At 66.0% G+C, this 18,790-nt stretch carries 17 protein-coding genes and 1 pseudogene; 11 read left to right on the top strand and 7 right to left on the bottom strand.

Features of this window, described 5'->3' with window-relative positions:
• Window positions 1–72: 72 nt before the first annotated feature.
• From nrdD to OKC41_RS07050, 4 genes are all read left to right on the top strand, one after another.
• Complete coding sequence (gene nrdD / locus OKC41_RS07065) at window positions 73–2,190, top strand: anaerobic ribonucleoside-triphosphate reductase (RefSeq protein WP_042864245.1); 2,118 nt, start codon at window positions 73–75, stop codon at window positions 2,188–2,190.
• A 109-nt stretch (window positions 2,191–2,299) separates the two neighbouring features.
• Entirely contained in the window at window positions 2,300–2,809 is a 510-nt protein-coding gene (gene nrdG / locus OKC41_RS07060; protein WP_042882681.1) for an anaerobic ribonucleoside-triphosphate reductase-activating protein, read from the top strand.
• 57 nt (window positions 2,810–2,866) lie between these two features.
• Complete coding sequence (locus OKC41_RS07055) at window positions 2,867–3,037, top strand: YqaE/Pmp3 family membrane protein (RefSeq protein ID WP_010673454.1); 171 nt, start codon at window positions 2,867–2,869, stop codon at window positions 3,035–3,037.
• Between the two features lie 135 nt (window positions 3,038–3,172).
• Window positions 3,173–3,565, top strand: coding sequence for an energy transducer TonB (locus tag OKC41_RS07050; RefSeq protein ID WP_234922260.1), 393 nt, complete (start codon window positions 3,173–3,175; stop codon window positions 3,563–3,565).
• Window positions 3,566–3,623: 58 nt separating this feature from the next.
• Here the strand turns inward: OKC41_RS07050 and OKC41_RS07045 are convergent, their stop codons facing one another.
• From OKC41_RS07045 to slyA, 4 genes are all read right to left on the bottom strand, one after another.
• The gene (locus OKC41_RS07045; protein WP_201894453.1) at window positions 3,624–3,983 is read right to left on the bottom strand and encodes an MliC family protein; all 360 of its coding nucleotides are present in this window, start codon (window positions 3,981–3,983) and stop codon (window positions 3,624–3,626) included.
• A gap of 183 nt (window positions 3,984–4,166) precedes the next feature.
• Window positions 4,167–5,195 carry a DUF2955 domain-containing protein gene (locus tag OKC41_RS07040; RefSeq protein ID WP_201894452.1) on the bottom strand — a complete coding sequence of 343 codons (1,029 nt, stop codon included), beginning with the start codon at window positions 5,193–5,195 and terminating at the stop codon, window positions 4,167–4,169.
• Between the two features lie 10 nt (window positions 5,196–5,205).
• Window positions 5,206–6,261 carry an HlyD family secretion protein gene (locus OKC41_RS07035; RefSeq protein WP_103260631.1) on the bottom strand — a complete coding sequence of 352 codons (1,056 nt, stop codon included), beginning with the start codon at window positions 6,259–6,261 and terminating at the stop codon, window positions 5,206–5,208.
• Window position 6,262: 1 nt separating this feature from the next.
• The gene (slyA, locus tag OKC41_RS07030; protein ID WP_010673459.1) at window positions 6,263–6,736 is read right to left on the bottom strand and encodes a transcriptional regulator SlyA; all 474 of its coding nucleotides are present in this window, start codon (window positions 6,734–6,736) and stop codon (window positions 6,263–6,265) included.
• Window positions 6,737–6,994: 258 nt separating this feature from the next.
• On the opposite strand from slyA, the gene OKC41_RS07025 reads away from it, so the two are divergent.
• The gene (locus tag OKC41_RS07025; protein ID WP_010673460.1) at window positions 6,995–8,560 is read left to right on the top strand and encodes a sensor histidine kinase; all 1,566 of its coding nucleotides are present in this window, start codon (window positions 6,995–6,997) and stop codon (window positions 8,558–8,560) included.
• A gap of 3 nt (window positions 8,561–8,563) precedes the next feature.
• On the top strand, window positions 8,564–9,256 hold the full coding sequence (locus OKC41_RS07020; protein ID WP_201894451.1) for a response regulator: 693 nt from the start codon (window positions 8,564–8,566) through the stop codon (window positions 9,254–9,256).
• Between the two features lie 114 nt (window positions 9,257–9,370).
• Here OKC41_RS07020 and OKC41_RS07015 read toward each other — a convergent pair whose 3' ends face one another.
• On the bottom strand, window positions 9,371–10,279 hold the full coding sequence (locus tag OKC41_RS07015) for a LysR family transcriptional regulator (RefSeq protein WP_201894450.1): 909 nt from the start codon (window positions 10,277–10,279) through the stop codon (window positions 9,371–9,373).
• Window positions 10,280–10,378: 99 nt separating this feature from the next.
• Between OKC41_RS07015 and OKC41_RS07010 the strand changes: the two genes are divergently transcribed.
• On the top strand, window positions 10,379–11,362 hold the full coding sequence (locus OKC41_RS07010; protein ID WP_201894449.1) for an aldo/keto reductase: 984 nt from the start codon (window positions 10,379–10,381) through the stop codon (window positions 11,360–11,362).
• Window positions 11,359–11,658, top strand: a pseudogene (locus tag OKC41_RS07005) (carboxymuconolactone decarboxylase family protein); the annotation flags it as partial. The gene OKC41_RS07010 and the pseudogene OKC41_RS07005, both read left to right, overlap by 4 nt.
• 198 nt (window positions 11,659–11,856) lie before the next feature.
• Here the strand turns inward: OKC41_RS07005 and OKC41_RS07000 are convergent.
• On the bottom strand, window positions 11,857–12,744 hold the full coding sequence (locus OKC41_RS07000; RefSeq protein ID WP_201894555.1) for a DMT family transporter: 888 nt from the start codon (window positions 12,742–12,744) through the stop codon (window positions 11,857–11,859).
• 96 nt (window positions 12,745–12,840) lie between these two features.
• Between OKC41_RS07000 and OKC41_RS06995 the strand changes: the two genes are divergently transcribed.
• On the top strand, window positions 12,841–13,635 hold the full coding sequence (locus OKC41_RS06995; RefSeq protein ID WP_010673466.1) for a helix-turn-helix transcriptional regulator: 795 nt from the start codon (window positions 12,841–12,843) through the stop codon (window positions 13,633–13,635).
• Between the two features lie 51 nt (window positions 13,636–13,686).
• Here OKC41_RS06995 and OKC41_RS06990 read toward each other — a convergent pair whose 3' ends face one another.
• Entirely contained in the window at window positions 13,687–15,204 is a 1,518-nt protein-coding gene (locus OKC41_RS06990) for an aldehyde dehydrogenase family protein (protein WP_039039283.1), read from the bottom strand.
• Between the two features lie 290 nt (window positions 15,205–15,494).
• Here OKC41_RS06990 and OKC41_RS06985 point away from each other — a divergent pair, with 290 nt between their 5' ends.
• Window positions 15,495–17,171, top strand: a complete 1,677-nt coding sequence (locus tag OKC41_RS06985) for a sigma-54-dependent Fis family transcriptional regulator (RefSeq protein ID WP_201894448.1) — start codon at window positions 15,495–15,497, stop codon at window positions 17,169–17,171.
• 283 nt (window positions 17,172–17,454) lie between these two features.
• Window positions 17,455–18,741: a diguanylate cyclase gene (locus OKC41_RS06980; protein WP_201894447.1), complete on the top strand. Its 1,287-nt coding sequence runs from the start codon at window positions 17,455–17,457 to the stop codon at window positions 18,739–18,741.
• Window positions 18,742–18,790 lie beyond the last annotated feature (49 nt).

The following is an 18,790-nucleotide window of genomic DNA, read 5'->3' as shown; positions in this document are numbered from 1 at the left end:
GGGCGTGGAGAAGGGGACTCAACGAGGGTGAGCCGAGGGTGGCCACCAGGTCTTTCAATACGGGGAAAATCGATGAAACCGGTAGTGATCAAACGCGATGGATGTCGTGCACCATTCAATGGCCAACTGATCCGCGATGCGGTCAGCCGGGCGGCGGCAGCGGTCAATCAGGCCAGTCCGGCGTTGGCAGAGCGCATTGCCGCCGCCGTCAGCCAGGAGCTGGAGGGGCGAGGGGAGGTAGACATCCACGAGATCCAGAACCGGGTCGAGAACCACCTGATGGCCTCCGACGACAAGGCCATCGCCCGTGCCTACATCGAATACCGTCACGACCGGGATCAGGCCCGCGAGGCCCGGGGTCGCCTGGCCCAGGAGATCCGCGGCCTGGTGGAGCAGACCAACGCGGCCCTGCTCAACGAGAACGCCAACAAGGACTCCAAGGTGATCCCGACCCAGCGTGACCTGCTGGCGGGCATCGTCGCCAAGCATTACGCCATCAGTCACATGCTGCCCCGTGACGTGGTGCAGGCCCACGAGAGCGGCGACCTGCACTTCCACGATCTCGACTACTCCCCCTTCTTCCCCATGTTCAACTGCATGCTGATCGATCTGCAGGGGATGCTGACCCACGGCTTCAAGATGGGCAACGCGGAGATAGACACTCCCAAATCCATCAGCACCGCCACCGCGGTGACCGCCCAGATCATCGCCCAGGTGGCGAGCCATATCTATGGCGGCACCACCATCAACCGCATCGACGAAGTGCTGGCACCCTATGTGACCATCAGCTGGCACAAGCACCGGGAGGTGGCCGAGGAGTGGGGGATCCGGGACGTGGATGCCTATGCCATGGCCCGCACCGAGAAGGAGTGCCACGACGCCTTCCAGTCCCTCGAATACGAGGTCAATACCCTGCACACCGCCAACGGTCAGACGCCGTTCGTCACCTTCGGCTTTGGCCTGGGGGACAGTTGGGAATCGCGCCTCATCCAGCGCGCCATCCTTGGAAACCGCATCGCCGGCCTTGGCAAGAACAGGAAGACCGCCGTCTTCCCGAAACTGGTGTTCGCCATCAAGGATGGCCTGAACCACAAGCAGGGGGATCCCAACTACGACATCAAGCAGCTGGCGCTGGAGTGCGCCTCCAAGCGGATGTACCCGGACATCCTCAACCACGACCAGGTGGTCAAGGTGACCGGCTCCTTCAAGACCCCCATGGGGTGCCGCTCCTTCCTCGGTGCCTACGAAGAGAATGGCGAGCTGGTCCACGAAGGGCGCAACAACTTAGGTGTTGTGAGCCTCAACCTGCCGCGCATTGCCCTGAAATCCCGCGATGAAGCGGACTTCTGGGACAAGCTGGACGCCGCCCTGCGGGTGGCCAAGACAGCGCTCATGTACCGCATCAAGCGCCTGGACGGGGTCAAGGCCCGGGTCGCCCCCATCCTCTACATGGAGGGGGCCTGCGGGGTGCGCCTCAAGGCCGATGACAACATCAGCGAGATCTTCAAACATGGCCGCGCCTCCATTTCGCTGGGTTACATCGGGGTACACGAGACCATCAACGCCCTCTATGGCACAGACGTCCACCTGTTCGACAGCGAGACCCTGCGCCAGAAGGCCATCGCCATCATCGCGCGGCTCAAGGCGGCCACCGACGAGTGGAAGGAGGAGACCGGCTACGGCTTCAGCCTCTACTCCACCCCGAGCGAGAACCTCTGCACCCGTTTCTGCCGCATCGACGCCAAGGAGTTTGGCGTGGTGGCCGGGGTGACCGACAAGGGCTACTACACCAACAGCTTCCACCTGGACGTGGAGAAGCAGGTGAACCCCTACGACAAGCTGGACTTCGAGGCGCCCTATCCGCCCATCGCCAGCGGCGGCTTCATCTGCTACGGCGAGTACCCCAACATCCAGCACAACCTGGAGGCGTTGGAGAACGTCTGGGACTACAGCTATGACAAGGTGCCCTACTACGGCACCAACACCCCCATCGACGAGTGCTACGACTGCGGCTTCACCGGCGAGTTCGAGTGCACCTCCAAGGGCTTCACCTGCCCGCGTTGCGGCAACCACGACCCGGCCAAGGTGTCGGTGACCCGCCGGGTGTGCGGCTATCTCGGCAGCCCGGATGCGCGCCCCTTCAACGCGGGCAAGCAGGAAGAGGTGAAGCGCCGCGTCAAGCATATGTAAGCGAGCAGACCCCACCCCAGCCCTCCCCTTGGCAGGGGGGCAAAGAAGCTCCTCCCCCTTTCGAAGGGGGAGGTTGGGAGGGGGTTGGCCGTTAACCCAGAGAACTCGAATGCACTACCACCAGTACTACCCGGTCGATGTGATCAACGGCCCCGGCACCCGCGCCACCCTGTTCGTGTCGGGTTGCGAGCACCAGTGCCCCGGTTGCTACAACCAGAGCACCTGGCGGCTCGATGGGGGCAAGCCGTTCGATGAGGCGATGAGCGATCGCATCATTCACGATCTCAACGACAGCCGCATCAAGCGGCGCGGACTGTCGCTCTCCGGCGGCGATCCGCTCCACCCCGCCAACGTGCCGCATGTGCTGGCGCTGGTGAAGCGGGTGCGAACCGAGTGCCCCGGCAAGGACATCTGGTGCTGGACCGGCTATCTGCTGGCCGATCTCAGCCCGGCCCAGCGGGAGCTGGTGGCCTTGCTGGACGTGCTGGTGGATGGCAGGTTCGAGAAGGCCCTGGCGGATCCCGGTCTGCTCTGGCGTGGCAGCCGCAATCAGATGGTTCACGACCTCAACGCCTGGCGGAAAGGAGGAGAGCGGATCCCCTGTCTGGTTTGCAGTTGAGGCCTTGGGTGTTTATGGTTAGGCCAACCCCAAGCGCTGTTTACACGAGGAATCCCGATGAACAATCTGCTCAAGATCCTGCTGGCCATCTTTCTCCCCCCGGTCTGCGCCTTTATCCAGGTAGGCTTCAGCCTCCATTTCCTCATCAACATAGTGCTGACCCTGCTGGGCGGTCTGCCCGGCATGGTACATGCCCTCTGGCTGGTGGTAAGCGACAAGCGCGCCTGAGCCGTGAGAGATCACAAGGCCAGCCCTCCGGGGTTGGCTTTTTTTTTTGCCTGCCAGATGGGGGCTTCCCGGATGAGCCCCTTTGCCTGACACTGGCGCGTCGCTCATGGAGTCGAGCGATACAACGAAGAGGGAATGTCAGTGCGTGTGAAAGGGTTGTTGCTGTGGGCCGCCCTGGCCCTGCTCGGGGGCTGTGCCAGCCCCACCGCCAAGCTGAATCGGCCTCCGGTGGATGTCACCTGGGAAACGCTGCCCGAATACTGGGTGTTGGTGGGGGATGCCATCACTTTTAACCCGGTCGGGGGGCTGCCGGCGAAGAGGCCGGTCAAGGGGTATGTGACCCTTCGCTACCTCATCGATTCCAATGGCACGTTGTTCAGCCCAGAGGTACTGGAGTCCCAGCCCCCCGGCGTGCTGGATCTCATCGCCATCTCCGGGCTGGCGCAGCTGCGCTACCGGCCATCGGAGCAGAATCAGCAAGCCATTCCGGCTCGGGTTGTGGCCCGATTCGAAGTGGAAGTGAAATGACAAACACCCCGGCCAGGCCGGGGTGTTTCGTGTGGGCGGTGTGCCATGACGGCGCGGATCACTGCTCCTTGCAGTCGTTGTAGCGGCTCTGCCACTCCCCGGCGTCATCGCGCATCTCGACGAACCCCTCCTTGCCCTTGTTCCACCAGACCACCTCGTGATCGTCGGTATAGCGTGCACCGGAGGCGGAAACCGCCTGGGGCAGGGTGTAATCCTTGCCATCGGGGAGGGAGAGCTTGACGAAGTTCAGGCTCTCGTCCGAGAGGGAGAAGTAGCGAACCTGCACTTTCTGGTTCTGTTCACACAGATAGGTGACGGGATCGCCGCCGGTCACTCCCAGCTTGCCGCTGCCCAGATCGCAGCCGCCGAGCAGGGTGATGGCGCCCGCCCCCAGTAGAAAGAGCTTGGCGTATTTCATGTTTGATCCTCACAACGGTGTCATATGGCCTTGAGCCTAACAGGATGAGGCACAACTGCAACCTCGTGGCGGGAGCCCTGCGTCGGGATGCGTCCGTCTCCCTCCGGTCCGTGGAGCAGGCAAAAAAACGCCCCGGCAGGCAAGCGGGGCGAAAGGGAGCCGTCCAATGGCTGCAGAAAAGGGTCAGTGGCCGAACCGTGTCGCCTCGAAGCGATTGAGCAGCCGGTGGATGAGGTAGCAGGCGAGCAGGGTGACCACGATGGCAAAGAGGATGCTGCTCACCCGATAGAGGGCGCTGAACACCAGGTCGTTGCCCGGGGTCAGGTACTGGCCGAACAGGATGCCGAGGGTGGTGAGGGCACCGAAGCCGACTCCGGAGCCGCTCGCCTCCTTCACATGGGCATAGCTGAACAGCATGGCGCCGAGCCAGAGCACCGGGGTCACCAGCAGCAGCAAGCCGGACCAGTCATAGAGCACCAGCTGCCCCAGGATGCCGAAACTCACCCCCAGCAGGGTGCCCATGGCCCGCTTGCGGGCATAGTCCAGGGCGCCGTTCCAGTGCATGGGGAAGAGCAGCAGCAGGGTGGTGGCCTGGGCGGACATGGAGTCGCGCAGATCGAAGATCTGGAACACCAGGAACGAGAAGGTCGCGATGGACGCCCCCAGCAGGGCTTCGTGTCGCATCCGGTGCGGCGCCTTGGGGGAGGGGGCCGGCCTGGGGCGCTCCTCCACGTCCGGAATGAGGGCCGTCATCAGATAGGCGATGAGCACCGACAGGACGCTGGCCCAGAGGTTGCTGAAGATGAGGTCGTTCAGATCAATCCCGGGGTAGCTGGCAAAGTGCAGCATGATGCTGAGGCTGAGCACCCCGTTGGCACCGAACAGGAACAGGCTGCCCCGGGACATGGCGGCGAAACGGTAGAGGAAGAGCAAAAAGACCAGGGGAGTCATGAGCCCCGGGTGGCCGCCAAACAGGCCGCCGAGCAGCCCCACTTCCAGACCGCACATGGCGGCGGAGGCGATGAGCTGGCGGGCGGCGTGACCGTTCATCACCGGCACCAGGCCGAGCAGCAGCACCGGGGTGACGGTGAAGAAGACCCCGTTGCTCCAGCCGAAGATCTTGCACAGCACAAACCCCAGGGTACAGCCAAAGGCGATGCGCAGACACTGGCGCAGTTCGTTGGGGGTGAGGGGTCTGTGCCACAGGTTCATGGTCGTCATCTCAATAGATGTAGTGCAGCAGGCTGAGCAGACGGATCTGGCCGCGGGCCAGCAGCCCGGTCAGGGTGTTGTCCGGCAGCAGCTGCACCGTGGCGCGGGCCCCGGCCGGCAGGTGGGCGGGCAGTTGCTCCAGGGTCAGGTGCAGGCGCAGGCGCTGGGCATCCCGCACCCAGCGATCGGACTCGACAGGGTTCGCAAGCTGGCCGTTGGCGTCAAACTGGCCGGCGCTGACCCCGGCATCCAGGCTGGCGACGCGGGCCGGATAGAGGCGACCGGGCTCGCCGTCGAAGGCGACGAGGGCCTGACTGCCGGCGCTGACGTGGCGCAGGCTCTTCTCGCGAAAATCGGCGATCACGTCCACCTGCTCGGAGACCAGGGCCAGCAGGGGGGAGCCTGCATTGGCCACGCTGCCAGGCTTGAGCTGCAGGTTGGTGATGATGCCGTCCTGGCTCGCATGAACCCGGCTGTAGGCGAGGTTGAGCTCGGCCTGGGCGAGGCGGTTGCGGGCCTGGCGCAGCAGCAGGTTGTCTTCCCCTGGCAAGCCGCGGTTGACGCGGGCCTGCTCTACCCGGGCCTGGCTGCCTAGCAGGTTGGCACGGGCGGTGCGGGCGGCGCTGTCGGCGTCATCTTTCTGCTGTTCAGAGACCATGTGACGGCGGTAGAGGGCGTCGATGCGCGCCGCTTCCCGCTGTTTTTGGTCGGCCTGGGTGCGCAGCGAGCTGTACTCCGCCTCGTAGGCGGTCAGGGTCGCGTCCAGCTGGCGGTTCTGCTGCCTGGCCTGATCCAGGGCGAGCCTGGCCTGATCCACGGCGAGCTGGAAGGGCTCCGGGTCGAGGGCGAACAGCAGATCCCCCTGCTTGACGTGCTGGTTGTTGGCGACGGCGACTTCGACCACCTTGCCGCTGACCTGGGGGGCCATCCGGGTGACGACCCGGGTGGCCATGGCCTGGGGGGTCAGGGGCATCTTGATGTCGGCCAGCAGAAAGTAGCCAAACACCAGGACGAAGCAGGCGATGGCCCACTTTATCCAGCGCTTGAATTGTTGATCCGGTGTCATCTTATTCTCTCTCTTCGTGCTGTGCGGCTATCTTGCCGAGGGCGTTGGCGGAGATGCGGTGCACAATGTCTTCAAACTGGGCCAGCTCCTGCTGGCTGATGCCGGTGAGCAGCTCCCGGCGCACGGCGATGATGCGGCCCTCGATCTGATCGAGCAGTGCCTTGCCCGCCGGGGTCAGGGTGACGATGCGGGCCCGCTTGTCCTGGCTGCAGCAATGGCGCTCGATCAGCCCCTGCTCCTCGAGCTGACCCAGGGTCCGCATCAGGGAGGGGAGCTCTATCTCCAGGGCCTCGGCCAGGGTCTTCTGGCTGAGGTGGCCGCCGAGGCGGCTGAGTTTCCACAGGGCGGTCCAGCGAGGATGGGTGAGCCCCAGAGGTGCCAGCTCGAGATCGGCCACGGTGCGCCAGAGCCGGTGCAATCGCCCCAGCTGCTCGGCGAGGGAGAGTTCTCGCAACATCTCCAGATCCTTTTTCATGACGGGCACCTCAATTACTTAGCTTGCGAAGCATTATATTTATTTCGCAGGCTAAGTAAATAGTGTGATACAGCTCACGTTCAGGTTTTTTGCCCGGGCCGTGGTGTTTAAGTTTTTATATGGCTTTGCGGGCCAGCTAACCGACAACGGCCGGAGGAGGCGTTAGAGTGGCCACCTTTGAGGTGCGCCAGGCTGGCCATTGACCCGGCCGGGGGACACCCTCACCCTGGGCTTCCCCGTCCGCTGCAAGGTTGAACGATGAAACTGCGCCACCAGCTAGTCACCCTCTCGCTTGGCTTGTCACTGCTGCTGATCCTGATCCTGGGCTGTCTGCTCGCCCTCTTCATGCGCCACCTGCTGGAGAACAACCTGAAGGAGAAGGGGAGCGATCTGGCCCGGGTGCTGGCGGCAGACAGTCGGGTGGTCCGGGCCCTGGAGAAGGGGAGCGATCCCGGGCTGCGGGATTATGTGCAGGGGATCTGCAGCCGCACCGACGCCGCCTACATGGTGGTGACCGACGAACATGCCAGGCGCCTGAGCCACCCCTCCCCCGAGCTGGTGGGCCAGACCTTCCGGGGGGAGGACATCTGGCCTGCACTCCAGTCGCGCGAGAGCTACTGCTCCCGGGACGTGGGCACCCTGGGTCCCGCCATCCGCTGCTTCGCTCCCGTGGTGGGGCCCGATGGCCAGGCCATCGGTGCGGTGGCGGTGGGTTATCTGATGCGCACCGTGGAGGGCACCTATCAGGAGCGGATCGCCCTGCTGGTCGGCGCCATCGCGGCGGTGCTGGGGTGCGGCCTGCTGCTGGCGCTCTGGGTGCAGCACCTGCTGCGCCGCACCCTGCTGGATCTGGAGCCGGAAACCATCGCCAATCGCTTCGCCCAGCAGGATCTGGTGCTGGAGGGGATCTCGGAGGGGATAGTGGCCCTGGACAACCAGCACAGGATCACCATGCTCAACAGCGCCGCCTTCTATCAGTTGCGACTGCCCGGCACCGGGCGCCACGCCCTGCTGGGCCGCTCCCTGGCGGAGCTGGCCCCCGGCCTCGTGCCCACGTTGCAGCAAGGGGGGGCGGTCAGGTTCACCGTGCAGGGGGATGACTTCGTCGGCCACTGGCAGGAGCTCAGCGGTCGCGAGCCGGGGCGCATGCTCATCTTCAGCCGGCCAGACGGCACCGGCAGCCTGGGCATGCAGGTGACCCACCTGCGCCAGTACGGCGAGATGCTGCGCATCCAGACCCATGAATTCGCCAACAAGCTCAGCAGCCTCTCCGGCCTGCTCCAGCTCGGCCACGTGGATCAGGCGGTAGACCTCATCCAGCAGGAGAACGAAGCCTGCCAGAACATGTTGCAGGATCTGCTGCGGGTCATCGAGAACAAACCGGTGGCCGGGCTCATCCTCGGCAAGTTCAGCCGGGCGCGGGAGCTGGGGGTAGAGCTGGTGCTGGATGCGGGGTCGGCCCTCGGGGAGTATCCGGCCGAGGTGTCGGCGGATCTCATCACCTGCATCGGCAACCTGCTGGACAACGGCATTCGCGCCGCCTGGGGGAACCGCGAGCACGCCGCGCCCAGGGTGCTGCTCTCCCTCGATGATCTGGGGCGGCGGCTGGTGATCGAGGTGGAGGACAGTGGCGAGGGGGTGGACGAGGCGCTGGCGGATCACCTGTTCGACTACGGTGTCAGCCGCCAGACCGGGGATCACGGGGTCGGCCTCTTCCTGGTCAAGAAGACGGTGGCCAGGCGGGGGGGCGTGATAGAATGGCGCCGCACCGCCGAGCAGACGACCCTGTTCGGTATCTATTTGAATAAAAACCAATTGGTGTAAGTCATGAAGCCAATCTTCACGCTGATTATCGAGGATGACGAGCGGATAGGCGCCATGTTGGGGGAGCTGGTCTCCTCCACGGCCGGGTTCTCCCTGATGGGGCGGGCCGGCACCCTGGCCGAGGCGAATCGCCTGATGGCGGGGAGCGAGCCCCGCTTGCTGATGGTCGACATCTCCCTGCCAGATGGCTCGGGCCTGGAGTGGGTGAGCCGGCTGCGCAGCCATAACCGGGAGGTGATGGTGATGATGGTGACCGCCTCCTGCGACGTGGAGACCATACAGCAGGCCCTCAACCTGGGCGTGCAGGACTACGTCATCAAGCCGCTGCGGTTGTTTCGCATCCAGCAGAGCCTGGAGGAGATCCTGGTCCTGCATCGCCGCCTGTGCGAGCCGGGGGAGTTGGCCCAGAGCGATCTGGACCGCCTGATGGGCAAGGCGCGCAACCAGGGGCGGGAGGCGCGGGAAACCCCCAAGGGGATCGACGCCATCACCCTGCGCCAGGTGCTGGACCTGCTGGCGGGGGAGCCGGACAACACCTTCTCCACCGACACCGTGGCCCTGCGCCTCTCCCTGAGTCGCACTACGGCCCGCCGTTACCTGGAGTTTCTGGAGTCAGAAGATCGGCTGGACGTGGAGCTCAACTACGGCCAGCGTGGCCGCCCGGAGCGGCGCTACCACTGGCGCCGGGAGTCGTGACCCCGCCGCAGGCACAACGCCGAAGAGGCCGCGCACACCATGCTGCGCAGGCCGCGCAGATAAAAGGGAGCCTTTTAGCTCCCTTTTGTTTCGCCCCGATGCGACCCGGCCCCTCTATCTGGGGTCGCCCGAGAAGGGGTGCAGGGCGGTGCGGGCGCGCTCGAACAGGGCGATGAGGTGATCCGCCACGGCCCGCACCCGCCGGGAGTGGGCGAGATCGCTGTGGAGCACCAGCCAGATGGGCTGATCCACCCCGAGCTCCGGCAGCAGGCAGACCAGATCCGTCTGGCGGGCCAGGTAGTGGGGCAGCACCGCGAGCCCGAGGCCGGCTTTGGCGGCGGCGAGCTGGGCCGCCAGGGTGCCGGTCTCCACCCGACAGGGGCGGCCGCGCAGCATGCGGGTCATCCATCTGGCGGCGGGCAGGTGGCTCTGGGTTTCGTTCCAGCCGATGAAGTCATCCTGATCGAAGCTGGCGGCATCCACCCCGGGGCTGCGGGCATCCAGGTAGGCGCCGGTCCCGTAGAGGCCAAAGCCCAGGGTGCCCAGGCGCCGCAGGGTGAGGTTGCCGGCATCGGGCTTGACCATGCGCACCGCGAGATCGGCATCGCGCCGGTGCAGGTTCACCGTCTGCACCCCGGTGACCAGCTCCACCCTCAGCTCGGGATGCTGGGCAAAGAGCGTCGGCAGGGAGGGGATGATAAGGGGATTGGCCAGGTTCTCGGCGGTGGCGAGGCGCACTGTGCCGGCCACCTGCCCCTGCTGCTGTCCCGCCTCGCCAAAGGCCAGCCCCGCATGTTCCAGCGCCTCGGCCCGCTCCAGCAGGGCCTCACCGTCGTCGGTCAGGCGATAGCCCTGCTGGTGGCGGCTGAACAGGGGCAGGCCGAGGGCCGCCTCCAGCCTGTCCAGGCGCCGGGAGACGGTGGCCACCCCCATGCGAAGGGCGTGGGCGGCACCGCTCAGGGTGCCGCTGCGGGCGATGGCCAGGAAGACGCGGGCGTCGTCCCAGAGCAGGGGATCGTGCATGGTTTTTCCATAATCGGAAGATAGGTTGCCAGTTATCTCTATATCTCATTCATTTTCGGAAGGCCATACTCCCCTGCAACTTGTCAGGGAGAAAATGCGATGCAACGACGAACACTGGGAGCCAACCTGCAGGTCTCTGCCCTGGGGCTGGGCTGCATGGGGATGAGCGAATTCTACGGGCCGCGGGACGATGAGACGTCCTTGCGGGTGCTGGCGGAGGCGGTGGAGCGGGGCATCGACCTGCTCGACACCGCCGACATGTACGGCCCCCACCACAACGAGGCGCTGATCGGGCGTTTTCTCGCGACCCGGCGGGGGCAGGTGAAGGTCGCCACCAAGTTTGGCATCGTGCGCCAGCACGGGGAGTACAGGCGTACCCTCGACAACAGTGCCCGCTATGCGCGCCAGAGCTGCGAGGGCTCCCTGCGCCGCCTCGGCATCGAGCAGATCGATCTCTACTATGTGCACCGCCTCGATCCGGCCCATCCCGTCGAGGAGACCATGGCCGGGCTGGCGCAGCTGGTACAGGAGGGCAAGATAGCCCGCATCGGTCTGTGCGAGGTGAGCGAGGCCACCCTGAGGCGCGCCCATGCCGTGCACCCGGTGGCGGCGGTGCAGACCGAATACTCCCTCTGGACGCGGGAGGTGGAGGCGGCGGTGCTGCCCGCCTGCCGGGAGCTGGGGATTGGTCTGGTGGCCTACTCCCCCCTGGGGCGCGGGTTTCTGACCGGGCGTTACCAGCAGGAGGCGGTGTTCGAGGAAGGGGATTTTCGGGCCGGTCTGCCGCGCTTTCAGGGGGAGAACCTCGCCACCAACCGCACCCTGGTGCAGGCGGTCATGGCCCTGGCGCAGCAGAAGGGATGCTCGGCGGCGCAGATAGCCCTGGCCTGGCTGCTGGCGCAATGGGAGGGGATAGTGCCCATCCCCGGCACCCGGCGCCTGACCCACCTGGCGGATAACCTCGGCGCCCTCTTGGTGCGCCTCTCCCCAGCGGAACTCGGGGCCCTGGGACAGGCCATCCGGACCCTGCCGGTGGCGGGGGAGCGCTATACCGCCGAGGGGATGAAGGGGGTGAACGCATGAGCGGCTCGCACACGGATCGTCGTGAACGGGCGTTCGCGCTGCTGGCCCGGCTCGATCCCCAGGCGCCCACGCGGGTCGCCGCCAGCCTGGATGCCCTGTCACCGGAGCTTGCCGAGCTGGTGCTGGGGTTTGCCTTTGCCGATGTGCTCGCCCGTCCCGGCATCGATCTCTGCACCCGCGAGATGCTCACGGTGGCGACCCTGATGGGAATGGGCACGGCGCCCGGACAGCTCGAGTTCCATATCCGGGCCGCCCTCAATGTGGGGGTCAGCCGGGAGACCATCATCGAGATCCTGCTCCAGGTCGCCGTCTATGCCGGAGTGCCCGCCTGCATGAATGGCATCCGTGCGGCCCGCAGCGCCTTCGCCGCCCATGACAAGGGGCGGGGGGCAGGGATTAGGTGGAGACGCCACCAGTGCGAAAAGGTCAGGTGTGCCCTGACGAGGGCAGCAAGAAGGGAGCCGAGGCTCCCTTCTTTCATGGTGCTGGGCGGCTCAAGCACCTTCCGGCAGAGGACGGCGTACCCTCGGCTTGAGCTGGGAGAGCATGACCCCGGTCAGGATGAGGCCGCCCCCCAGCAGGTGATAGCCGTGGATGGGCTCCCCCAGGGTGATGACGGCGATGAGGGCCGTGCACAGGGGCATCAGGTTCATGAAGACCGAAGTGCGCTCCGCCCCCAGGGTGGCGAGGCCGCGCATCCAGCAGTAGGCGGCGAAGATGGAGGAGGCGAGGCCGGCGAACAGTACCATGCTCCAGCCCTGGGCGGGAATGGCCAGGGAGTCGGCAGAGAGGGCCACCGGGATGAGCAGCAGCACCGCCAGCAGGATCTGCAGGTAGAGGTTGAGCCAGGGGCCGAAGGGCAGTTGCCAGCGGCGGATCAGCAGGCCATAGAGGGCATAGCTGGCCGCCCCCAGCAGCATCATGCCGTCGCCGGGGTTGATGCCGCTGTGCAGCAGTGCCAGGGGATTGCCCTGACCCAGCAGCCAGAGCACCCCGAACAGGGAGAGGCTCATGCCGAGCAGCGCCTGCTTGCCCGGCTTCTGGCCAAAGCAGCAGGCCCCGATGAGCAGGGTGAGCAGGGGCAGCAGGGAGCCGATGACCCCCATGTTGGTGGCCGAGGTGCTGTGGGCGGCGTAGTAGGCGAGGCACTGGTAGAGCACCATGCCGAGCAGGGAGAGCACCAGCAGCTTGCCGAGCCAGGGGCGGAGATCGCGCCGGCGGCGCCAGAGCTGCGGCAGGCAGAAGAGGGAGAGCGCGAGGGCGGCGATCACCCAGCGATAGAAGGAGATGGCAGCGGGATCCAGCACGCCGGCGGCGGCCTTGGAGACCACGGTATTGGCGGCCCAGATCAGGATGGCGAGCAGGGGGAAGAGAAAAGGCATAGGCACTCCTTGGTACGATGGGGAGAGTCTAGCCTTGTCTTGAACGAGGTAAGTAGCGTAAATAAGACATGTCATAACCGCTTTGGGACAATCTGCATGGGCACCCTCACCCTGGCCGAGCAGGATCGCCTGCTGGCCGACCCCAACCCCCTCTACTTTCGCTACAGCCAGATCCAGGGGGGCAACGCCTGCGCCGAGCACGCCCACCCCTGGGGTCAGCTCAGCCTCATCAGCCTGGGGGTCATGGTGGTGGAGGTGGGGGGAGAGCGGCTGGTGGCGCCTCCGGACTACCTCATCTGGGTGCCGGCGGACCTGCCCCACACCGCCTTCAACGAGCAGACCCTGGATTACACCTCCATCTACGTGAGCCACGCCCTGGCCCCGCGCTTGCCACGGGAACCCCAGCTGCTGGCCCTCACCCCCTTGCTGCGGGCCCTGCTGGAGGATTTCACCCAGCGCCGGGTCGGGCACATGGAGGATGAGTGGGATGCCCGTCAGGGTGAGCTCTTCATCGAGAAACTGGCCCGCACCCGTTGCCAGCCGAGCTACCTGCCCCAGAGCCGGGATCGCCTGCTGGCCCCCTTGCTGGCGGCATTGCAGGCGGCGCCGGAGGACAACCGCACGCTGGTGGAGTGGGCCAGGGCGCTGCACACCACGGAGCGCACCCTGGCGCGGCGCTGCCAGAAGGAGCTTGGCATGAGCCTCGGCCAGTGGCGCACCCGGCTGCGGCTGGTGAAGGCGCTGGACTGGCTGCGGGGCGAGATGCCGGTGCAGGAGATCGCCTGGCGCCTCGGTTACGCCTCCACCTCGGCTTTCATCGCCATGTTCCAGCGGGAACAGGGCTGCGCCCCCCAGCGCTATCGCCAGCAACTGGGCCAACCCGTGGCCTGAACCGCATGAAAAAGGGCGCCCGCAGGCGCCCTTGTGGATCATGGGATGGGCTTAGAAGAAGCCGAGGGGGTTGATGTCGTGGCTCACCAGCAGGTTCTTGGTGTTCTGGTAGTGGTCCAGCATCATCTTGTGGGTCTCGCGACCGATCCCCGACTTCTTGTAGCCGCCGAAGGCCGCGTGGGCCGGGTAGGCGTGGTAGCAGTTGACCCAGACCCGGCCGGCCTGGATGCCGCGCCCCATGCGCCAGGCCAGGTTGCTGTCCCGGGTCCACAGGCCCGCCCCCAGCCCGTACTGGGTGTCGTTGGCAATGGCCAGGGCATCCGCCTCGTCCTTGAAGGTGGTGACCCCGAGCGCCGGCCCGAAGATCTCCTCCTGGAACACCCGCATCTTGTTCTGGCCCGAGAAGATGGTGGGCTGGATGTAGAAGCCCCCCTCCAGTCCGCTCACCTTGGCCGGGCCGCCGCCCAGCAGCATCTTGGCCCCTTCGCCGCGGCCGATCTCCATGTAGCTCAGGATCTTGTCGAACTGCTCGCGGGACGCCTGGGCCCCCACCTGGGTCGTGGTGTCGAGGGGGTTGCCCTGCACTATGGTGCGGGCGCGGGCCAGCACCCGGTCCATGAAGTCGTCATAGATGCTCGCCTGCACCAGGGCGCGGGAGGGGCAGGTACACACCTCCCCCTGATTGAAGAAGGTCATCAGCATCCCTTCCACCGCCTTGTCGATGTAGCTGCTCTCATGCTGCATCACGTCGGCGAAGTAGATGTTGGGGGACTTGCCACCGAGCTCCACGGTGGAGGGGATCAGCTTGTCGGCGGCGCAGCGCAGGATATGGGCGCCCACCTCAGTTGAACCGGTGAAGGCGAGCTTCTGGATCCGGTTGCTGGTGGCGAGCGCCTGGCCCGCCTCGGCGCCGAAGCCGTTGACCACGTTGACTACGCCAGGGGGCAGGATGTCCTTGATGAGATCCATCATCAGCATGATGGTGACCGGGGTCTGCTCGGCGGGCTTGAGCACGCTGCAGCAGCCGGCCGCCAGTACCGGGGCCAGCTTCCAGGCGGCCATCAGCAGGGGGAAGTTCCACGGGATGATCTGGCCGACCACGCCGATGGGCTCCTTGAAGTGGTAGCTGACGGTGTTCTGGTCCAGCTCGGCGGCGGAGCCCTCCTGGGCGCGGATGCAGCCGGCGAAGTAGCGGAAGTGATCCACCACCAGGGGCAGGTCGGCGGCCAGGGTCTCGCGCACCGCCTTGCCGTTCTCCCAGGTCTCGGCGACGGCAAGCCGCTCAATGTTCTGTTCGATGCGATCGGCGATGCGCAGCAGCAGGTTGCTGCGCTCGGTGACGCTGGTCTTGCTCCAGCTGGCGAACGCCTTGTGGGCCGCGTCCAGGGCGAGCTCGATGTCGGCGGCGTCGGAGCGGGCCACCTCGCAGAACACCCGGCCATCCACCGGCGAGATGTTCTCGAAATAGCGGCCGGCGCGCGGCGCCACCCAGTCGCCACCGATGAAGTTGTCATAACGGGATTTGAAGCTGACCAGGGCACCTGCCTGACCGGGAGCGGTATAAATCATCTCATCATCCTTATGTGTGTGTGGTCCTGACCGGCCTGGCGGGCAGTCCGGTTGCTTCCTGTCATCGCAAGGGGCGTGCCAGCGGGCGGCGCTCTACACAAAAAGGTTGCAAAAACGTTATCAAACGGGGTGCCAAGGGGTATCTTGGTTAACCAGTGCCCCCCAGGGCGGCCCCCGAACTGTGCCGTTTCTGAACATCGGGTGTGACACTGTGCCGTTTGTGAACAGGAGACGTGATGAAGGCGCTTCCCCAAGGCGGCCCTATTCGCGAGTGTGTAGAAGGAGGTGTGATGAGCGAGTTGCCTCAATCCGGTGCCAGCCCAATCCAGCGCTCCTGGGAGCGCTGCCTGCATCAGGGGCTGAGCCGCCAGCAGAGCGCCGAGCTGGATTTGCTGCCCCAGGGGGAGCTGTCGGCTCGCCAGGAGCAGCACAGGACGCTCATCGCCTGCTTCCAGCGCTTCGTGCTGCCGCTCTTTGGCCAGTTGCTGGCAGGGAGACCCTGTCGTCTGCTGCTGTGTGACGGCGAGGGGGCCATTCTTGCGGTGAGCGGAGACGACCGGTTTGCCCGTCATGCCGAGCGCATTTTTTTGCGCAGCGGCGCCCGCTGGGGGGAGGCGAGCAAGGGCACCAACGCCATCGGCACCGCGCTGGCCGAGCAGAGCGAGGTGCAGGTGCTGGGGGCGCAGCACTTCTTCGCCCAGCACAGCTTTCTCAGTTGCAGCGCCTGCCCCCTGCTCGGGCCGGACGGGCAACTGCTCGGCGTGCTCGACATCTCCACCGATGCGGCCCACCACGGCGGCGACATGCTGGGCACCGTGCGTCTCCTGGCCATGACCCTGGAAAACGCCCTGCTGGCCCGCCAGCCGGGCTGGCTGGTGGATCTCGATCCCCAGAGTCTCTGGTCTGCCCGCCTGCTGCTGGGGGAGGGGGGCGAGCTGCTCGGGGCCAACCGGGCCGGTCGGCTCTGGCTCGGCCAGCACCCCTTCGACGGTCAGCAGTTGCTACGCGAGCGCCGCGGCCTGCGGCTGGTGCCGGAGGCGGGGGAGCGCGCCGCCAGGCTTCCCCTGCCGAGCGCGGTTGAGGAGGGGGGATCGCAGGCGCAGCAGGTGCCGCTCAAGATGCTGGAGCGGGGCATCTCATTGCTCATCGAGGGGGAGACCGGCAGCGGCAAGGAGCACCTGGTGCGTACCCTGCACGCCAGTTCGAGCCGTCGGGAGCGGCCTCTGGTGTGCGTCAACTGCGGCGCCCTGCCGGCGGAGCTGGTGGAGGCCGAGCTGTTCGGCTACGTGGGGGGGGCCTTCAGCGGTGCCCGCAGCCAGGGCAGCCAGGGCTATCTGCGCGCCGCCCACGGCGGCATCCTGATGCTGGATGAAATTGGCGAGCTGCCGCTCCAGGCCCAGACCCGGCTACTGCGGGTGTTGCAGGAGCGCGTCGTCACCCCGGTGGGCAGCCACAGACCCGAGGCGGTGGATTTCTGGCTGGTCAGCGCCAGTCATCGGGATCTGGCGGCCATGGTGGCGGCCGGCACCTTTCGCGAAGATCTCTACTACCGCATCTGCGGCTGGCGCCAGCAACTGGCACCCCTGCGGGCCTGGTCGGTGCCCGAGCGTCAGGGGCTGATCCTGAACCTGCTCGCCCAGATGGACCCGGCACTGCAACTGAGCCGGGAGGCGGAGCAGCGGTTGCTGGCCCACCCTCTGCCCGGCAACGTGCGCCAGCTCAAACAGGCGCTGGAGGTGGCCTGTGTACTGGCAGAGGGGCAGGGCTGGATTGAACCTGCCCATCTGCATCTGCCCGCCGTGGTGGGGGGAGCGAGCTCACCTTTGGGAGGGAATACCCTGCGCGAGCAGAGCCGGCAGCGGGTGCAGCAGACCCTGGCAGAGTGCGGCGGCAACGTGAGCGAGGCGGCGCGCCGCCTCGGCATCAGTCGCACCACCCTCTATCGGGCGCTGCGGGAGGAGGGGTGAAGGGTGTCGCGCCATCCAGCGCTTGTGTAGACTGCGGTGGCAAGGACGTTTTTTCGTTATGTTTCCATCGCAGGGAGTGCGCAATGATCCATCTTACGACCGACGAGGCTCCCCGCCTCTCTCCCGCCAGCTGGCCGATGCCGCTTGCGCCCCATGGGGCCCGTGCTGGTTAGTCGGCACCCGTCTGCGCCCGGTGCGGCGCGTGTAATAACCTTGGATCTGGATCAGCGCGGTCCGGCGCTTCAAGGTGTAGGGTAAAAGCCCTTTTTCAGGTGTGATGTCGATGATCCCTTCCTATTCCCGCATGACGACGCTGTTGTTCTGGTGCCTGCTGGCGGCGAGCCTGCTGGCCATGGTGTTATTCGAATTCGGACCCGAGCGGCGGTTCGACATCCTGAGCCAGGCCGGTTTGTCCGTGCGTGCCCAGGATGACAGGGCCCACAAGGGCTCCTCCGTCGCCACCCTGAGTCAGGGGGGCGACAGACCCGCCATCCAGTGCACCCTGCGAAGCCAATATGCCTATCCTTTCTGCGAGCTGGTTCTGACCCTGACCGACCCCGAGCAGGGGCTGGATCTTTCCGGCTTCACCGGGGTGCGGGTGAGGCTGGATGTAGAAGGGCAGGGGGTACAGGCCTGGCGCCTTTATCTGCGCAACTACGATCCCGTCTACTCGACGCGGGAAGACGAGAGTTCCCACAAGTTCAACGAAGTGCTCTTCACCGCCAGGGATTTTGGTCGTGAGCAGGATGTCCCCCTGAATGTCTTTGCCCCCAGCTCCTGGTGGGTGCAGCAGTACGACATTCCGCTGGTCCAGCAGGGGCCGGATCTGCACCATGTCTACGCCATCGAGATCGCCTCCGATGACAAGATGTTGCCGGGGGAGTACCGGTTGCGGCTCGAGCGGCTGGAGTTCTATGGCCGCTGGTGCAAGCCGGGGGACTTCTATCGCTACCTGCTGCTGGGGTGGCTTGTCTACGGCGTGCTGCTCTTCCTGGTCCAGAATCTGATGTTTGGCGATCGGCTGCGCAAGGCCAGGGAGGCGCGCCTCGCGGCTGAAGCCCTGAGTGCGAGCCTGTGCGAGCAGAACCGGCGCACCGAGGAGGAGGCCCGCTACGATCCCCTGACCGGGGCCCTCAACCGGCTCGGCGGCGAAAAGCTGCTCGGGGAGCTCGGCGAGATGCCGCTCTCTTTCATCTATATCGACATCGATCACTTCAAGGGGGTCAACGACGGTCACGGCCACCCGGTGGGGGACGAGGTGCTCAAGCACATGGTGAGCGAGCTGCTGCGCCATTGCGACAGCCTGTGCCGACTGGTGCGCTGGGGCGGGGAGGAGTTCGTGCTGGTCTGTCTCCATTACGACGAGGGACGGGCCGCCGCCCTGGCGGAGCGGCTGAGAGGGGCGCTGGAGGGGTACAGGCACTGGCCGCTGGGGCTCGGGATCACCGCCTCCTTCGGGGTGGCCGAGCGGCGCAAGGATAGCCTGGAGCAGGCGCTCAAGCGGGCCGACGAGGCGCTCTATCAGGCCAAGCAGAATGGTCGCAACCGGGTGGAGGTGGCGCCCGACTGAACCGGCGCTGGAGCCCATGGCCGGGCGGGGCTATCATGCGCCCCATCAT

The sequence above is a fragment of the Aeromonas sp. QDB17 genome, from assembly GCF_027705305.1.
GTDB classification, from domain to species: Bacteria; Pseudomonadota; Gammaproteobacteria; order Enterobacterales; family Aeromonadaceae; genus Aeromonas; species Aeromonas caviae.
This window is presented reverse-complemented; position numbering and strand designations above follow the sequence as displayed.

What these genes read in the sequence shown, in the direction of transcription:
- OKC41_RS07055 (WP_010673454.1), top strand. Translation starts at nt 2,867, where the DNA reads ATGAACAATCTGCTCAAGATCCTGCTGGCCATCTTTCTCCCCCCGGTC.
- OKC41_RS07025 (WP_010673460.1), top strand. Translation starts at nt 6,995, where the DNA reads ATGAAACTGCGCCACCAGCTAGTCACCCTCTCGCTTGGCTTGTCACTG.
- OKC41_RS07040 (WP_201894452.1), bottom strand. Translation starts at nt 5,195, where the DNA reads ATGAACCTGTGGCACAGACCCCTCACCCCCAACGAACTGCGCCAGTGT.
- OKC41_RS06985 (WP_201894448.1), top strand. Translation starts at nt 15,495, where the DNA reads ATGAGCGAGTTGCCTCAATCCGGTGCCAGCCCAATCCAGCGCTCCTGG.
- OKC41_RS06995 (WP_010673466.1), top strand. Translation starts at nt 12,841, where the DNA reads ATGGGCACCCTCACCCTGGCCGAGCAGGATCGCCTGCTGGCCGACCCC.
- OKC41_RS07045 (WP_201894453.1), bottom strand. Translation starts at nt 3,983, where the DNA reads ATGAAATACGCCAAGCTCTTTCTACTGGGGGCGGGCGCCATCACCCTG.
- slyA (WP_010673459.1), bottom strand. Translation starts at nt 6,736, where the DNA reads ATGAAAAAGGATCTGGAGATGTTGCGAGAACTCTCCCTCGCCGAGCAG.
- OKC41_RS06980 (WP_201894447.1), top strand. Translation starts at nt 17,455, where the DNA reads ATGATCCCTTCCTATTCCCGCATGACGACGCTGTTGTTCTGGTGCCTG.
- nrdG (WP_042882681.1), top strand. Translation starts at nt 2,300, where the DNA reads ATGCACTACCACCAGTACTACCCGGTCGATGTGATCAACGGCCCCGGC.
- OKC41_RS07015 (WP_201894450.1), bottom strand. Translation starts at nt 10,279, where the DNA reads ATGCACGATCCCCTGCTCTGGGACGACGCCCGCGTCTTCCTGGCCATC.
- OKC41_RS06990 (WP_039039283.1), bottom strand. Translation starts at nt 15,204, where the DNA reads ATGATTTATACCGCTCCCGGTCAGGCAGGTGCCCTGGTCAGCTTCAAA.
- OKC41_RS07010 (WP_201894449.1), top strand. Translation starts at nt 10,379, where the DNA reads ATGCAACGACGAACACTGGGAGCCAACCTGCAGGTCTCTGCCCTGGGG.
- OKC41_RS07000 (WP_201894555.1), bottom strand. Translation starts at nt 12,744, where the DNA reads ATGCCTTTTCTCTTCCCCCTGCTCGCCATCCTGATCTGGGCCGCCAAT.
- OKC41_RS07035 (WP_103260631.1), bottom strand. Translation starts at nt 6,261, where the DNA reads ATGACACCGGATCAACAATTCAAGCGCTGGATAAAGTGGGCCATCGCC.
- OKC41_RS07020 (WP_201894451.1), top strand. Translation starts at nt 8,564, where the DNA reads ATGAAGCCAATCTTCACGCTGATTATCGAGGATGACGAGCGGATAGGC.
- OKC41_RS07050 (WP_234922260.1), top strand. Translation starts at nt 3,173, where the DNA reads ATGTCAGTGCGTGTGAAAGGGTTGTTGCTGTGGGCCGCCCTGGCCCTG.
- nrdD (WP_042864245.1), top strand. Translation starts at nt 73, where the DNA reads ATGAAACCGGTAGTGATCAAACGCGATGGATGTCGTGCACCATTCAAT.